General features: G+C 74.4%; 13 protein-coding genes. 4 read left to right on the forward strand and 9 right to left on the reverse strand.

Translation table 11 applies throughout. The annotated features are described in order from the left end of the window. Position 1 precedes the first annotated feature (1 nt). Positions 2-1,240, forward strand: a complete 1,239-nt coding sequence (locus tag AC3RJ6_RS04555; protein WP_491425680.1) for a UDP-N-acetylmuramate dehydrogenase — start codon at positions 2-4, stop codon at positions 1,238-1,240. 175 nt (positions 1,241-1,415) lie between these two features. Then, positions 1,416-1,784, forward strand: a complete 369-nt coding sequence (locus AC3RJ6_RS04560) for a hypothetical protein (RefSeq protein ID WP_491425681.1) — start codon at positions 1,416-1,418, stop codon at positions 1,782-1,784. A gap of 31 nt (positions 1,785-1,815) precedes the next feature. Here AC3RJ6_RS04560 and AC3RJ6_RS04565 read toward each other — a convergent pair whose 3' ends face one another. Both AC3RJ6_RS04565 and AC3RJ6_RS04570 read right to left on the reverse strand, forming a co-directional pair. Beyond that, positions 1,816-2,256, reverse strand: a complete 441-nt coding sequence (locus AC3RJ6_RS04565; protein ID WP_491425682.1) for a hypothetical protein — start codon at positions 2,254-2,256, stop codon at positions 1,816-1,818. A 2-nt stretch (positions 2,257-2,258) separates the two neighbouring features. Continuing rightward, a complete protein-coding gene (locus AC3RJ6_RS04570; protein ID WP_491425683.1) occupies positions 2,259-3,992 on the reverse strand; it encodes a PspC domain-containing protein in 1,734 nt (577 codons plus the stop codon). A gap of 131 nt (positions 3,993-4,123) precedes the next feature. On the opposite strand from AC3RJ6_RS04570, the gene AC3RJ6_RS04575 reads away from it, so the two are divergent. Beyond that, positions 4,124-5,365: a PspC domain-containing protein gene (locus AC3RJ6_RS04575; protein ID WP_491425684.1), complete on the forward strand. Its 1,242-nt coding sequence runs from the start codon at positions 4,124-4,126 to the stop codon at positions 5,363-5,365. Next, the gene (locus AC3RJ6_RS04580; RefSeq protein WP_491425685.1) at positions 5,358-6,026 is read left to right on the forward strand and encodes a LuxR C-terminal-related transcriptional regulator; all 669 of its coding nucleotides are present in this window, start codon (positions 5,358-5,360) and stop codon (positions 6,024-6,026) included. The genes AC3RJ6_RS04575 and AC3RJ6_RS04580 overlap by 8 nt, the downstream gene beginning before the upstream one ends. Here AC3RJ6_RS04580 and AC3RJ6_RS04585 read toward each other — a convergent pair. From AC3RJ6_RS04585 to AC3RJ6_RS04615, 7 genes are all read right to left on the reverse strand, one after another. Further along, positions 5,992-7,608: a bifunctional phosphatase PAP2/diacylglycerol kinase family protein gene (locus AC3RJ6_RS04585; RefSeq protein ID WP_491425687.1), complete on the reverse strand. Its 1,617-nt coding sequence runs from the start codon at positions 7,606-7,608 to the stop codon at positions 5,992-5,994. The genes AC3RJ6_RS04580 and AC3RJ6_RS04585 overlap by 35 nt on opposite strands. Positions 7,609-7,676: 68 nt before the next feature. Continuing rightward, positions 7,677-8,321 (reverse strand): response regulator, encoded by a 645-nt coding sequence (locus AC3RJ6_RS04590; RefSeq protein ID WP_491425688.1) that lies wholly within the window; start codon positions 8,319-8,321, stop codon positions 7,677-7,679. Continuing rightward, entirely contained in the window at positions 8,318-9,481 is a 1,164-nt protein-coding gene (locus AC3RJ6_RS04595; RefSeq protein ID WP_491425690.1) for a sensor histidine kinase, read from the reverse strand. Before AC3RJ6_RS04595 ends, AC3RJ6_RS04590 begins: the two co-directional genes overlap by 4 nt. Before the next feature lie 73 nt (positions 9,482-9,554). Then, entirely contained in the window at positions 9,555-10,358 is an 804-nt protein-coding gene (locus AC3RJ6_RS04600; protein ID WP_491425691.1) for an ABC transporter permease, read from the reverse strand. Further along, complete coding sequence (locus AC3RJ6_RS04605; protein WP_491425693.1) at positions 10,355-11,338, reverse strand: ABC transporter ATP-binding protein; 984 nt, start codon at positions 11,336-11,338, stop codon at positions 10,355-10,357. The genes AC3RJ6_RS04600 and AC3RJ6_RS04605 overlap by 4 nt, the downstream gene beginning before the upstream one ends. 177 nt (positions 11,339-11,515) lie before the next feature. Continuing rightward, complete coding sequence (locus AC3RJ6_RS04610) at positions 11,516-12,790, reverse strand: RNA polymerase sigma factor (RefSeq protein WP_491425694.1); 1,275 nt, start codon at positions 12,788-12,790, stop codon at positions 11,516-11,518. Positions 12,791-12,888: 98 nt separating this feature from the next. Beyond that, positions 12,889-13,716 (reverse strand): YciI family protein, encoded by an 828-nt coding sequence (locus AC3RJ6_RS04615; protein WP_491425695.1) that lies wholly within the window; start codon positions 13,714-13,716, stop codon positions 12,889-12,891. Positions 13,717-13,724 lie beyond the last annotated feature (8 nt).

The raw sequence follows: 13,724 nt of genomic DNA on the forward strand, positions 1-13,724 counted from the left end.
GATGACCGACGCCACGACGTTCTCCGAGCTCACGACCCTGCGGGTCGGCGGGCCGATCACCCGACTCGTCTCCGCGACGACCCAGCGCGACCTCGTCGACCTGGCCCGAGAGGCCTGGCAGGCGGATGCCTCGTGGCTCGCCCTCGGCGGCGGCTCGAACCTGCTCGTCGGCGACGCCGGGTTCGACGGCACCGTGATCCGCATCGCGACGCGCGGCATCGAGGTGCTGCCCTCGGGCGCCGGCGGCCTCGAGACGCCTCGCTCATCGACCACCGGAACGCCCGCCGACGGGTCCGTGCGCCTGCGGGTGCAGGCCGGTGAGACGTGGGACGACCTCGTCGCATGGACGGTCGAGCAGGGCTACTCGGGCATCGAGGCGCTCTCGGGCATCCCGGGCTCGGTCGGGGCCGCTCCCGTGCAGAACATCGGCGCCTACGGGCAGGAGCTCGAGGCCGTGCTCGTCGCGATCGAGTTCCTCGACGAGGGGGCCGAGGCCCCGCGCCGCATGTCGGCCGACGAGCTCGAGCTCGGCTACCGCACGTCGGTGCTGAAGCAGGGCCTCGCAGGCATCGTCGTCTCGGTCGAGCTCGACCTGCACGACACCTCGGCCGAGCACGCCGTTCTCGGCGAGGCGCTCGGGCAGCCCATCGCCTATGCGCAGCTCGCGGGCGCGCTCGGCGTGCAGCTCGGCGACCGGGTGCCGATCGCCCGGGTGCGCGAGACCGTGCTCGCGCTGCGCGCCTCGAAGGGCATGGTGCTCGACCCCGACGACGCCGATTCGGTGAGCGCCGGCTCGTTCTTCACCAATCCCATCGTGACCGAGCGCGTCGCCCGTACGATGCCCGCCGACGCCCCACGCTGGTACGTCGAGCCCGACGAGCCCGACGAGGTGACGCCGCTCTCGACGCTCGCCTCGGGCACCCCGCTCGACGCGTTCCTCGAGCTGCAGGCCTCGCTCGAGGCATCCGAGGTCGAGAACCCGGCGGAGGCGACGACGTCGGAGCCGCTCGTGAAGCTCTCGGCCGCGTGGCTCATCGAGCACTCGGGCATCCGTCGCGGTTTCGCGCTGCCCGGGTCGCGGGCCGCGATCTCGTCGAAGCACACGCTCGCGCTCACGAACCGCGGAGGTGCGAGCGCCGACGAGATCGTGCAGCTCGCCCGCTTCGTGCAGCAGCGGGTGCAGGCCGAGTTCGGCATCGTGCTGCGCCCCGAGCCGGTGCTCGTCGGCGTCGAACTGTAGGTCGTGCGACCCGACACCCGCGTGCGAGTCGGAAGCCGCAGCCGTCGGGACATGAGCGGACGAGTAGCTACGTCACTGCTCCGGCTCGCGGAGCAGTGACGTAGTCGCGACGAGGCACACCGGAGTCGGCGAACCGGGCTGCGGTGTGAGCGGGCGCCGCACTAGGGTCGGACGGGTGGACCGCACCGACTTCATCGAACACCGCCGCCCCGACGGCGAGCTCGTCGGCTGGCTGCGCCCCGACGGCGAGGGCTTCGTGCCCGTCGACCTGCTCGGCCGCGAGCTCGGCGACGCCGTCGACTGGCTCACGGGCGAGGAGCTGCTCGAGCAGCACGGCATCGGCTACCTCGCCGACCCCTACGTGCTGCGGCTCGACGACGGCACCGACCTGCGGGTGCGACTCACCGAGGTGAGCACCGAGCGCATCGTCGTCAAGAAGGACGACTTCGGTGCGATCGACGTTCCGCTCATGCGGTTCGAGCTCGCGTGGCCGATGCCGCCCGAGCTCACGCCGCTCGGCGAGCGCGAGCTGCCGGTCTGGTGACCCCGCGGGGCGGCGAGGATGCCTCGGCGCCTCAGCCCCGCGCGGCGCGACGCTTGCGCTCTGCGCGCCGGATGAGCCCGACGATGCCGAACAGCACGACGACGACGCCCACTGCGAGCACGCTGTAGAGCAGCACGGAGACCGGGTCGAGCGCCATTGCGACGGCGAGCGCCTCATCGCGGTTGGCCCCCCACCCGAGCATCCAGAACACGAGGCCGGCGGTCGTTGCGAACAGCAACCCCCAGACGAGCGCTCCCCAGCGGATCGTTGGGCGTTCGACGTGTGCGGTGGCGGCTCCTGCGCCCTCGGCGGCGTCCGTGTCGCGCACCGACCCGTCCGGCGTCGCCGTGGCGAGCGACTCCGCATCGAGGAGCTCGCCCTGCAGTACCTCGGTCCTGACGAGGTCGGCGTCGCTGTTGGCGAGCTCCAACGCGGTGGTCGGCTCGGCGTCGTGGTCGTCGTTGCGGATCATGCTCATCCCTCCTGGATCTCGATCGTGACCGAGCCCGACCCCTGGCGAAGGATCAACCAGGCGTCGATCGCGCCGCTCGACGGGTCGGAGACGACGTCGCCCTCTCCTCCACCGAGGCGGTAGACCCGCCCGTCCGCATCGCCGTGCTGAACCTGCGAGCGGCTGCCGTCGGGTCCGACGACGGTGATGTCGACGTCGCCGGCCTGCGTGGCGTCGAGGGCGATGCTCGAGTACGGGTCGACCATCAGGTAGGCGTCGCCGGTGCCCTGGGTGAGCGTGACGACCTGCGCCTGATCGGGGTAGCCGTCGTACGAGCCCATCGTGATGTAGGCGTCCCCGATCGGCTGCACGAGCTCCTGCGGGTACCCGAGCGAGATCGAGGCGTTCGGACCGATCAGTGCGCCGTTCGGCGCGTAGACCGTCGCGACACCGGCGAGTGCGGCTGCGAGACTCACAGCCGTGAGCGCGGCGAGCGCTCCACTGCGGCGGCGGCGAAGCGCGGCGATGATCATGCCGAGCGCGAGGGCCATCGTCGCAGCAGAGATCGCGAGCGGCACCGCGAACTCCCCGGTATCGGGCTGTCCGATGGCCCAGATGGCTGTGGCGGCTCCGACGATGATCGCCAGCCCGAGCATCATGAACACGAACGCCGCGCTCGCCCGGGGCCGTGCCGCCCGTCGGGCCGCACGTGCCGCGTCGGCCTGCGCCGCGAGCTCGCGCGCCTTGGCCCGGTTCTCTTCTGCGGCCTGCTGGCGGGCGAGGCGGGCGGCCTCGGCAGCCTCCGCCTGGCTCGCCTTCCATGAGGCCTGCGACTCGCGCCACGCCTCCTGGCGTGCGCGCCAGTCGGCGATCTCCGCGGCGTCGGCACCCATCGGCGGGATCTCGGGTTCGGCGGCCGGCACGGCGGGGCCGGCGAGCGCCGCCGACGTCGTCGCCGCTGCAACCGTCGTCGCTGCGGCCGCGTGCGGGGCGGCAGCCGGGGGAGCGGCCTCAGCCGGGGCATCCCCGCTCGGATGCCCCGGGCCGGCGGCGGGCGCGGAAGCCACGCGCTCGGCACCGCCGGCCGGGGAGTTCGTGGTGGCCCGATGCACGAGCCAGACGACGAGGGCGATGATCGCGCCGATGATCGCCAGCGTCCAGATGACACGGATCGGCGTGACGAGGTCGAGGCCGCCGAGATACAGCGACGGCCAGTCGGGCCACCAGCGCCAGCCCAGCCAGCCGCCCTGCACGAGCGGGATGAAGCCGATGACCCCCATCACCGCGATGCCCACGATCGCCGGGTCGACGGTGCCGCGCATGAGGCGCTCGAGGTGGATCTCGCCCTCGGTGTCGGGCAGCAGCAGCCAGGCGATCGCGTACACGAGCACGAACGGCGCACCGAGCACGGCGATGACGACGACGATGCCGCGCACGACGATCGGGTCGACCCCGATGCGGGCGCCGACCCCGGCGCACACGCCGCCGAGCCAGCCGGCGCGCCGCGGAACGCCGAGGCGGCGGAGCCAGGCGTAGAAGCCCGGCCCCGCGGCCCGGTCGGCGGGTTCGCCGTGCGCATCTCTCGAAGGGTCAGGAGACGAACCGGCCGCGCCTCCGGCTTGCGGGCCGGCGGCCGCGCTCCGGCCGGTCGAGTCCGCCGCCCCCGCAGCGTCGTCGTGGCCCCTCGCGTCCTCCGGCGCTGGGCCGGTCCCGGTTGCCTCCGGGTCCGCCTCGGGCGCGGTCTGGTTCGTCTCCATGCCTTCGATGCTCGCAGTCGACGGCGGACGCCCGCCATGGGGTGGATCCCTGATTCGACCCTGAACGGGCCCAGCGGCCGGTGGCCGCGGCATCCCCGTCTGGTTTGATGGCTGGCATGGAGACGCCCCGCATGACCCGCCCGCGCGCATGCGTGGCGACCGGGGTCGCGGCGGGGCTCGCGACGCATCTCGGCTGGCCGGTCGCCCTCGTGCGCGCGGCATTCGTCGTGACGAGCCTCGCGTGGGGCGCGGGGCTGCTGCTCTACCTGTGGCTGTGGGCGCTCACGCCGTGGGAGGACGGTGACGCCCGGCCGACCCGTCGCGCTCCGGTCGCGTGGCTGCTCGTCGCGGCGTCGGCCGTGCTGCTCGTGCTCGGCTGGACGACGCCGGGCGGGGTCGTCGAGGCCGGCGGCAACGGCCTCGGCTGGTGGTTCGGTGCGCTCGTCGCGGGCGTCGCGCTCGCCGTGGGTGCGGGCGCGTGGGCGACGCTCATCGACCGGCCCGACCCCGAGCGGGGTCCGCGGCAGGAGTTCGCGATCCGCGTCGTCGTGACCGCGCTGCTCGGCATCACGGTGCTCGTGCTCGTGCTCGGCCCGACCGCGTCGTGGTACCCCGTGCCGACCTTCGCCGCGGCGCTCGTCGTCGTGCTCGGCATCCTGCTCGTCTACGTGCCGACCCTCATCGCCAAGTGGCGCGAACTCACCGAGGAGCGCACGAAGCGCATCCGCGAGGAGCAGCGCAGCGAGATCGCCGCGCACCTGCACGACTCGGTGCTGCAGACGCTCGCGCTCATCCAGAACCGGGCCGGCGCGACGAGCGAGGTCGCCCGCATCGCCCGCGCCCAGGAGCGCGAGCTGCGCGACTGGCTGTTCGCGGGCGACGCCCCCGCCGACCGCGACCTCGGCTCCGACCTCCGCGAGTTCGCCGCCGACCTCGAGATCGAGTTCCCGGTGACGGTCGACGTCGTCGCCGTGGGCGAGCAGCGCGAACGGGCGAGCGGCGAGCTCGCCGCGGCCGCGCGCGAGGCGATGCTCAATGCGGCCCGGCACGCAGGCGGCGAGGTCTCGGTCTACGTCGAGTCGACCCCCGATGCGGTCGAGGTGTTCGTGCGCGACCGCGGACCGGGCTTCGCGCTCGCCGACGTGCCGAGCGACCGGCTCGGCGTGCGGCAGTCGATCATCGGGCGCATGCGGCGGGCCGGCGGCTCGGCGACGGTCGCGCCAGGCGCGGGCGGCATCGGCACCGAGGTGCGACTGCGGTTCCCGGTCGACCGCGCGTCGGCGGATCGGCCGGCCGCCGACCAGCAGGCTGCCGACCCGTGGGCCGCGCGGCAGGCCGCCGACCGCACCGGAGTGGAGCATCAGAATGGCTGACCGCGTACGGGTCGTCGTGGTCGACGACCACTCGATCTTCCGATCCGGGCTGAAGGCCGACCTCGACGAGAGCGTCGAGGTGGTGGGTGAGGCCCACGACGTCGAGAGCGCCGTCGCCGTCGTCACGGATGCCGCGCCCGAGGTCGTGCTGCTCGACGTGCACCTGCCGGGGGCCGCCGTGCCGGCGGGCTCGACGGGCGGCGCCGAGGTCATCCGCCGCGCCGCGCCGGCCGTGCCCGGCACGAGGTTCCTCGCGCTGAGCGTCTCCGACAAGGCGGAGGACGTCGTCGGCGTCATCCGGGCCGGAGCCCGCGGGTACATCACGAAGGGCTCGTCGGGCGCCGACGTCAGCCGCGCGGTGCACGCCGTCGCGAGCGGCGACGCCGTGTTCTCGCCCAAGCTCGCGGGCTTCGTGCTCGACGCGTTCGGCGCGGCCGTCGGCGAGACCGCCCAGGCGAGCGACGAGCTCGACCGGCTGTCGGCGCGCGAGCAGGAGGTCATGCGCCTCATCGCCCGCGGGTACGCCTACAAGGAGGTGGCGGCCGAGCTCTTCATCTCGACGAAGACCGTCGAGACCCACGTGTCGGCCGTGCTGCGCAAGCTCCAGCTCTCGAGCCGGCACGAGCTCACCGCCTGGGCGAACGCGCGCCGGCTGCTCTGAGGCCCCGGGGCCGGTAGACGTCGAGCGCGCCCGGCACGATGCGCACCGTCGTGCGATAGCCCGGCACCTCGGTGTGCGCCGATGCGTCGGCCGCCGCGTCGATCGCGACCTCGCCGTCGTGCGCGAAGCCGGGCGGCTGGCCGTTGCGGGGCCGCACGAGCACGTCGATCGACTCGGCCGTGAACGACTCGAACCGCTCGGGCAGCAGCCGCACCCGTCGCAGCAGCGCGCTCGTGCGCCGGCCGAAGGCGAGCGTGCCGGCCGCGCGGAACCGCGACCCCGCGTGCAGCACGCGCACGTCGAGCACGCCGCCGTCGAGCCTCCTGCGCCGCATCGGCGCCGGAACGCCGGGGTCGTTCGGCCCGACGCCGAGGTAGAGGCTCCAGACGCGGGCCCGACGCCCGCCGACGACGACGTTCACGGGGTCGGAGCGGTGCAGCACGCGGGCGGCGGCGACGACCGCGGCGAGCCACTTGCCCGAGCGGGGCTCGCGGCGCTCGCGCTCGGCGACGAAGTCGGGGTAGAGCCCGACCGACGCCGTGTTCAGCACCGTCACGGGCGGGCCGCCCGCGAAGCTCAGCTCGGCGACGTCGCAGCGCACGCCCTCGCCGCGCTGCAGGGCGTCGACGGCGAGGTCGACCGTGCTCGCGCCGACGGCGCGTGCGAAGTGGTTGAACGTGCCGCCCGGCACGACCAGGAGCGGCACGCCCGCGGCCCGCGCCTCGTGCGCGACCGACGCGACCGAGCCGTCGCCGCCGCAGACGCCGATGATCCGCGGCGGGTCGGCGCGGTCGAGCGCCGCGCGGGCGGCGGCGCCCGGATCGTCGCCGTCGCCGCCGTCGAGCACGTGCAGCTCGGCGCGCGGCAGGCGCCGCTCGAGCACCCTGAGGGGGTCGCTGCGGAGCACGCTCGTTCCCGACGACCGGTTGACGACGATGAAGACGCCCTCGCCGTCGTGGGAGGCGGGAAGCCGTTGATCGGGGCCGCTCGCCGCGGCCTCGTGGCCGCCGTGGCTGCGCGGCGGCGCGACGGCGGCGCTGAGCCCGCCGACGGCGGCACCCAGCGCGAGCCCGCCGACGACGTCCGAGAGCCAGTGCGCCCCCGTGTGGAGGCGCGAGTAGCCGACGCCGAGGGCGGCAGGGGCGAGCACGGCGCCGAGTCGGGGCGACTCGATCGCGACGCCCGTCGCGAACGCCGCCGCGCTCGCCGAATGCCCCGACGGGAACGACGGGGTGATGGGTGGCTTCGGCAGGTGCCGGGCGATCGGCACGTCGGCGAGCAACGGGCGGTCGCCGCCGAACACGCGCTTCGCGATGACGTTCGTGAGCGCGCTCGCGACGAGCAGCGATCCGAGACCCCGGGCAGCGGTCGGCCGCCGGCCGGTCACGGCCAGCACCCCCGCGATCGTCCACCACAGCACGCCGCGGTCGGCGAATCCCGAGACGCGCGACCAGAAGCGGTCGGCCATCGGGTGCGTCCGGCGGGAGTTCACGCGGCGCGCGGCCGACGCGTCCGCCCGCCGGACCCAGGCGGGCAGGATTCTCGTACGCTGTACGGCGACCCGTACGTCGCGGAACACCACGCCGTCATCGTAGGTGCGGGCGTCGGCCCCGTCGACGGGTTGCGGAAGAGCGCTCGAGCGGGTTCGGGCTACAGCAGCCCCAGCTCCATCGCGCGGGTGACGGCGCGTGTGCGGTCGTTGACCGCGAGCTTCTCGAACACGTGCAGCAGGTGCGTCTTCACCGTCGCCTCGCCGATGAACAGCTCGCCCGCGATCTCGGGGTTCGACCGCCCCGCGGCGACGAGGCGCAGCACCTCGAGCTCGCGCGGCGACAGCGCGGGCACGGGCGGGGCCGCCGACGCGGCCGCCTCCGACCGCACGCGGGAGACGAGCTTCGCCGCGATCGACGGCGCGAGCACCGTCTCGCCCGCCGCGACGGCCGTGATGCCCGCGACGATCTCCTCCTGCGGCGCGGCCTTGAGCAGGTAGCCGCCCGCGCCCGCCTCGATCGCCGCGAGGATGTGCTCGTCGGTCTCGTAGGTCGTCAGCACGAGCACGCGCGTACCCGGCACGGTCGCGACGATCTCGGCCGTGGCGGTCGCGCCGTCGACGACCGGCATGCGCAGGTCCATGAGCACGAGGTCGGGATGCCGCGACCGGGCCAGTTCGACGGCCTCCGCGCCGTTCGCCGCCTCGCCGACGACCTCGATGCCGGCCGCCTGCTCGAGCAGGCCCACGATGCCCGCGCGCACGATGGGGTGGTCGTCGGCGACGACGACGCGGATCGGGGTCATTCCGGCTCCTTCGCGGGTACGGTGATGCGCAGCACCGAGCCGCCGCCGGTCGCGGCGCCGAACTCGAGGGTGCCGCCGACGAGCGCCGCCCGGTCGCGCAGGCCGGCCAGCCCGAAGCCGCCCGGCTCCGCGCCGGGCGCGGGGCCCCGCCCGTCGTCGCGCACGGTGAGCACGACGTCGTGGCCGTCGTGTGCCACCGTGATGGCGACCCGGCCCGCCGCCGAGTGCTTGCGCACGTTCGCGAGCCCCTCCTGGGCGCTGCGCAGCAGCACGACCTCGAGCTCGCGGTCGAGACCCGAGGCCTGCGCCTCGACGTCGACCCGCACGCCCGTCTCGCGCTCGAACGCCTCGCCGAGCCGGCCGAGCGCGGCGGCGAGGCCGCCGTCGGCGGAGACGGGCGCGAGCGTCGCGACGAGTCCGCGCGCCTCGGTGAGCGCCTCGCGCGCCATCTGCTCGATGAGCTCGACGTCGGCCCGGGCGGAGACCGTCTCCGGCGAGGCATCCCCGGCGGCGGCGAGTCGGTTGCCGGCGCGCTGGGCGACCATGACGAGGCCCGTGAGGCTCTGCGCGATCGTGTCGTGGATCTCGCGCGCGAGCCGGGCGCGCTCGTCGTTCACGCCGGCCTCGCGGTGCAGTGCCGCCAGCTGGCCCTGCGTCGCCTGCAACTCCTCGAGCAGTCGCGCGCGCTCTTCGCCGACCGAGGCGATGTGGGTGATCCACAGGCCGAGCGCGAGGCTGAAGGCGAGCGAGAGGCCGACGACGGCGACGCCCGTGACGAGGCCGCCCCATCCGAAGTGCGCGACGTAGCCGATGAGCAGCGCGAGGCCCATCACGACGTTCGCGACGATCGCGCGGCGGGTCGTCGGGGCGGTGACCCACAGGAACGGGTAGGCGTACGCCTGCAGGATGGACGCGCCGGGGTCGAACCCGACGCCGACCCCGACGACGATCGACAGCACGATCGTGATGAGTACGAAGTGGCGCGGGTCCTCGCTGCCGATGCGGCCGCGCAGGTACGCGAAGTGGATCACGAGGAAGACGGCCGCGACCGCCCAGGCGCCGTAGTCGGGCGGGCCGTACGGCGGGTCGGACAGCCCGAAGAGCACGGTGACGACCGCGACCGCGATCGCCGCGGCATCCCACCACCGCCGGTTCAGCATGCCGCAATGCTCTCACGCACGGGAGGAGCGGGCGCGGCCCCCAGCGCACCCGCCCCGGTCCGTCGGCACCGGCTCACGCATCGCGGCGGATCCAGCGGAACGTCAGCCGGCTCAGCACGAGCCCCACCACGAGCCAGATGCCGAGCACCACCGCGACCCAGCCGAGCTCCCACGCGCCGTTCATCTCCTGGGCGGCGAACTCGTCGGGCAGGAACGCCGCGCGCATGCCCTGCGCCATCCACTTCAGCGGGAAGAGGCTCGCGATGTTCTGCATCCACTCCGGCAGCATCCAGAACTGCAGGTAGACGCCCGAGATGAACTGCAGCACGAGCACGATGGGGATCACGACGGCCGTGGCCGACCGGCCGCTGCGCGGCACCGACGAGAGCGCGATGCCGAGCAGCGCCGAGGTCGTCGTGCCGAGCACGAACACCCACGCGAACGTGAACCACTGCTCGGGCGTCGACGGCATGGCGATGCCGAACGCGAAGGCGGCGACGACGAGCAGCAGCGCGGCCTGCAGGGCGCCGGTGACGAAGACCTGCCCGATCTTGCCGAAGAAGTACGACACGGGCGAGAGCGGCGTGCCGCCGAGTCGCTTGAGCGTGCCGTCGCCCTTCTCGGTCGCGATGTCGACCGCGAGGTTCTGCACGCCCGAGAGCAGCATGCCTGCGGCGAGCATGGCGGGGAGGTAGTACGCCCCGACGCTGATCCGTGCGCCGTCGGGCCCGACGTCGCCCTGCGAGCTGAACGCGGTCGTGAAGATGCCGAGCATGATGACCGGGAACAGGAACGTGAAGAACACGGTGTCGAGCGAACGGAAGTAGCCCTTCGTCTCGTAGCCGACGCGCGAGGCGCCGATGACGACGGTGCTCATGCCAGTGCCTCCTCGGTCGCTGTCGCTGCCGCTGCGGCCGCGCGGGCCGGAGGGAGGTCGCGGGCCGCGTCGGGCTCGCGCGCCCCCGCGCCCGTCGCGCCGGCGCCGCCGACGAGCCCGAGGTAGATGTCCTCGAGGCTCGGACGGATCACCTCGAGGCCGGCCGGCTCGCCGCCGAACTCATCGACGAGGGATGCCACGAGCCGGGCCGGCAGCTCGGTCCGCGCCTCGCGGGGCCGACCGTGCGCGTCGCGCCACCTGACGATCGGCACCCTGGCGGCCTCGCCGCCGAGTGCGTGGATCGGTGCGACGTCGACGAGCCGCCCGCCGACGATGATGCCGGCCCGGTCGCCGAGCTGCGCCGCCTCGTCGAGGTAGTGCGTCGTCAGCACGATGGTGGTGCCCTCGGCCTTGAGCCGGCGCACGAGCTCCCAGAACCCGCGGCGGGCCTCGGGGTCGAATCCCGTCGTCGGCTCGTCGAGGAAGAGCAGCTCGGGCCGGCCGATGATGCCGAGTGCGACATCGACCCGCCGACGCTGGCCGCCCGACAGCTTCTGCAGGCGGGTTCCGGCCTGCGCCTCGAGGCCGACCGCCTCGATCACCTCGTCGACGTCGCGCGGGTTCGGGTAGTACCCGGCGAACTGCCGCAGCTGCTCGCGCACGGTGTACTGCCCCGTCTCGCCCCCCGACTGCAGCACGATCCCGATCCGTGCCCGCCAGCTGAGGCCGCCGCGCGCCGGGTCGACGCCGAGCACGACCACCTGGCCCGCCGTGCGTGCGCGGTAGCCCTCGAGGATCTCGACCGTCGTCGACTTGCCCGCCCCGTTGGGCCCGAGCAGCGCGAAGGTCTCGCCGCGCGCGATGTCGAGGTCGATGCCGTCGACCGCGACCGTGTCGCCGTACTGCTTGCGAAGCCCTCGCACGCGCACCGCGTTCTCCGGCAGTCGCTCGAGCGGGGCACGAGTTCGTGTGTTGTCCATGTGCTCGAGCGTGCCGTGGGCGCCGCGCCCGCGGCACCCCCGGCCGTTCGATTCCGGCATCCACCGATCGGTGGATGCCGCGCCCGTGGGAACCGCCTTCGGCCGGCAGAACCACGTTCGCTCGTGGTTCTCGTGGCCGAACGTGGTTCTCGCGCATCGGGGTGCCGTCGCCCGCGCTCAGGCGAGCCCGCCGAGTCGACGTTCCAGGAACCGCGCCTCGGGCGCCGTCGGCGCGAGCACGATCGCCTCGCGGTAGCGGTCGGATGCCTCGGCGGTCCGCCCCGCGCGGCGCAGGAACTCCGCCTGCGCCGCCGGCAGCAGGTGATAGCCGGCGAGGCGTCCCTCGGCCTCGAGATCGGCGAGCGCAGCGAGCGCCGCCTCGGGCCCGTCCGCCTCGCCGACGGCGATCGCCCGGTTGAGCCGCACGAAGGGCGAGTCGGCGAGCGCCGCGAGCGCGTCGTAGCGCGCGACGATCGCCAGCCAGTCCGTCGCCTCGGCGGTCGTCGCCCGGGCGTGCACGGCCTGGATCTCCGCCTGGAGGCGGTAGGGGCCCGCGGTCGCGACCGGGCGGGCGGTCGTACCGCTCGGGCCCGCGATCGCGCCCGGCATGCCGAGCAGCGCGAGCCCCTCGGTGATCTCGCCCGCGTCCCACCGCGACCGGTCCTGTTCGGCGAGCGGCACGAGGTCGCCCGCGTCGTCGACGCGCGTCGCCGCCCGCGCGTGCTGCAGCAGGAGCAGGGCGACGAGCGCCCGCGCCTCGTCGGCGTCGGGCATGAGGGACACGACGAGCCGCGCGAGCCTGATCGCCTCGGCGGCGAGGTCGAGGCGCTGCAGCCGTTCGCCCGACGACGCGAGATAGCCCTCGTTCGCGATGAGGTAGATGACCGCGAGCACTCCGCCGAGGCGTTCGGGCAGCGCGTCGGCGGGCGGCACTCGATAGGGGATGCCGGCGTTCCGGATCTTCTGCTTCGCCCGCACGATGCGCTGCGACATCGTCGGCTCGGGCACGAGGAAGGCACGGGCGATCTCCCGCGTCTCGAGGCCGCCGACGGTGCGCAGGGTGAGCGCGACCCGCGACTCGAGCGGCAGCGCGGGGTGCGCGCACGTGAAGACGAGGCGCAGCCGGTCGTCCCACGCGGGGTCGTCGCCCTGCGCGACGAGCTCTGCCGGATCGGTGGGTCCGGCGGTGCGGCCGTCGGCCTCGGCGTCCATGAGCCACTCCCTCACCTTCTCGGTCTCGACGCCCCGCCGGCGCAGCCGGTCGAGTGCGAGGCGGCGAGCGGCCGTCGTGAGCCACGCTCCGGGATTCCGCGGCACCCCGTCGCGCGGCCACGTCGTGGTCGCCCGTTCGAACGCCGCGGCTGCGGCCTCCTCGGCGACGTCCCAGTCGCCGGTCACCCTGATGAGCGTCGCGACGACGCGGGCCCACTCGCCCTCGAACGCCTCGCGCAAGGCGCGGCCGATCTCGCCCGGGCCGTCGCCCGGCGCGTCGCCCGAGGCGGCTCCGCCCCGGTCGGGCGGAGCCGCCTCGCGCGCGGTGCCGGGCTCCGTCAGGTCCTCGCCCCCGCGATCGCGCCGACGACGTCGGCGGCGTGCGGCTCGAGCCGCACCCCGAACTCGGCCGCCTCCCGCTCGTCGCGGGCGGCGTGGTCCTCGTGCGGGTCGAACGGCCAGATCGGGCGGAGCTCGAGCGTGCCGCCGCGGGCCATCGGGTGCTTCGAGGCGACCTCGATCGCCTCGGCGAGATCCTGCACCTCGAGCAGGTCGAAGCCCGCGAGCCACTCCTTCGCCTCGGCGAACGGCCCGTCGGCGACGAGCACCTCGCCGTCGCGGCGGCGCACGAACGTCGCGTCCTCGGGCCCGCGCAGCGCCTCGCCGAAGAGCCGCACGCCGCGGCCGTCCATCTCCGAGACCCACGCCTCGGGGTCGGCGCCGTCGTCGAGCCGCTCGCCGTCGGGGTCGGCGATCACGAAGAGCACGTACTGCCGACCCTCCGCGGCGCGCTCGTGGAGGCCCGCCGGCACGATCCGCCCGGCCGGCTCGGCGTCGGACCAGTGCCTGAAGGGCCGCACCTCGACCCGGCCGAACGCGGCGACCGGATGCCGCGACGCGACCTCGATCGCCTCGTCGAGGTCGCGGGCGTCGATGATGTCGAAGCCGCCCACCGACTCCTTCGACTCGGTGAACGGCCCGTCGCTCACGAGCAACTCGCCCTTCCGCACTCGCACGGTCGTGGCATCCACGTCGGGCCGCAGCCGCATGCCGAACTCGGCGATGCCGCGTGCGACGACGTCGTCGACCCACTCGCCGATGTTGTCGTCGGCGGCGACGTAGGGCAGCGCATCGGCGCCCTCTGCGTACAACAGCGCGTATTCCATGGCGGAAT

Source organism: Agromyces cucurbitae (genome assembly GCF_058349945.1).

Excerpts from the sequence above, each read along its gene's own strand:
- AC3RJ6_RS04615 (WP_491425695.1), bottom strand. The coding sequence starts at position 13,716 with ATGGAATACGCGCTGTTGTACGCAGAGGGCGCCGATGCGCTGCCCTAC.
- AC3RJ6_RS04570 (WP_491425683.1), bottom strand. The coding sequence starts at position 3,992 with ATGGAGACGAACCAGACCGCGCCCGAGGCGGACCCGGAGGCAACCGGG.
- AC3RJ6_RS04595 (WP_491425690.1), bottom strand. The coding sequence starts at position 9,481 with ATGCTGAACCGGCGGTGGTGGGATGCCGCGGCGATCGCGGTCGCGGTC.
- AC3RJ6_RS04590 (WP_491425688.1), bottom strand. The coding sequence starts at position 8,321 with ATGACCCCGATCCGCGTCGTCGTCGCCGACGACCACCCCATCGTGCGC.
- AC3RJ6_RS04600 (WP_491425691.1), bottom strand. The coding sequence starts at position 10,358 with ATGAGCACCGTCGTCATCGGCGCCTCGCGCGTCGGCTACGAGACGAAG.
- AC3RJ6_RS04575 (WP_491425684.1), top strand. The coding sequence starts at position 4,124 with ATGACCCGCCCGCGCGCATGCGTGGCGACCGGGGTCGCGGCGGGGCTC.
- AC3RJ6_RS04555 (WP_491425680.1), top strand. The coding sequence starts at position 2 with ATGACCGACGCCACGACGTTCTCCGAGCTCACGACCCTGCGGGTCGGC.
- AC3RJ6_RS04565 (WP_491425682.1), bottom strand. The coding sequence starts at position 2,256 with ATGATCCGCAACGACGACCACGACGCCGAGCCGACCACCGCGTTGGAG.
- AC3RJ6_RS04580 (WP_491425685.1), top strand. The coding sequence starts at position 5,358 with ATGGCTGACCGCGTACGGGTCGTCGTGGTCGACGACCACTCGATCTTC.
- AC3RJ6_RS04605 (WP_491425693.1), bottom strand. The coding sequence starts at position 11,338 with ATGGACAACACACGAACTCGTGCCCCGCTCGAGCGACTGCCGGAGAAC.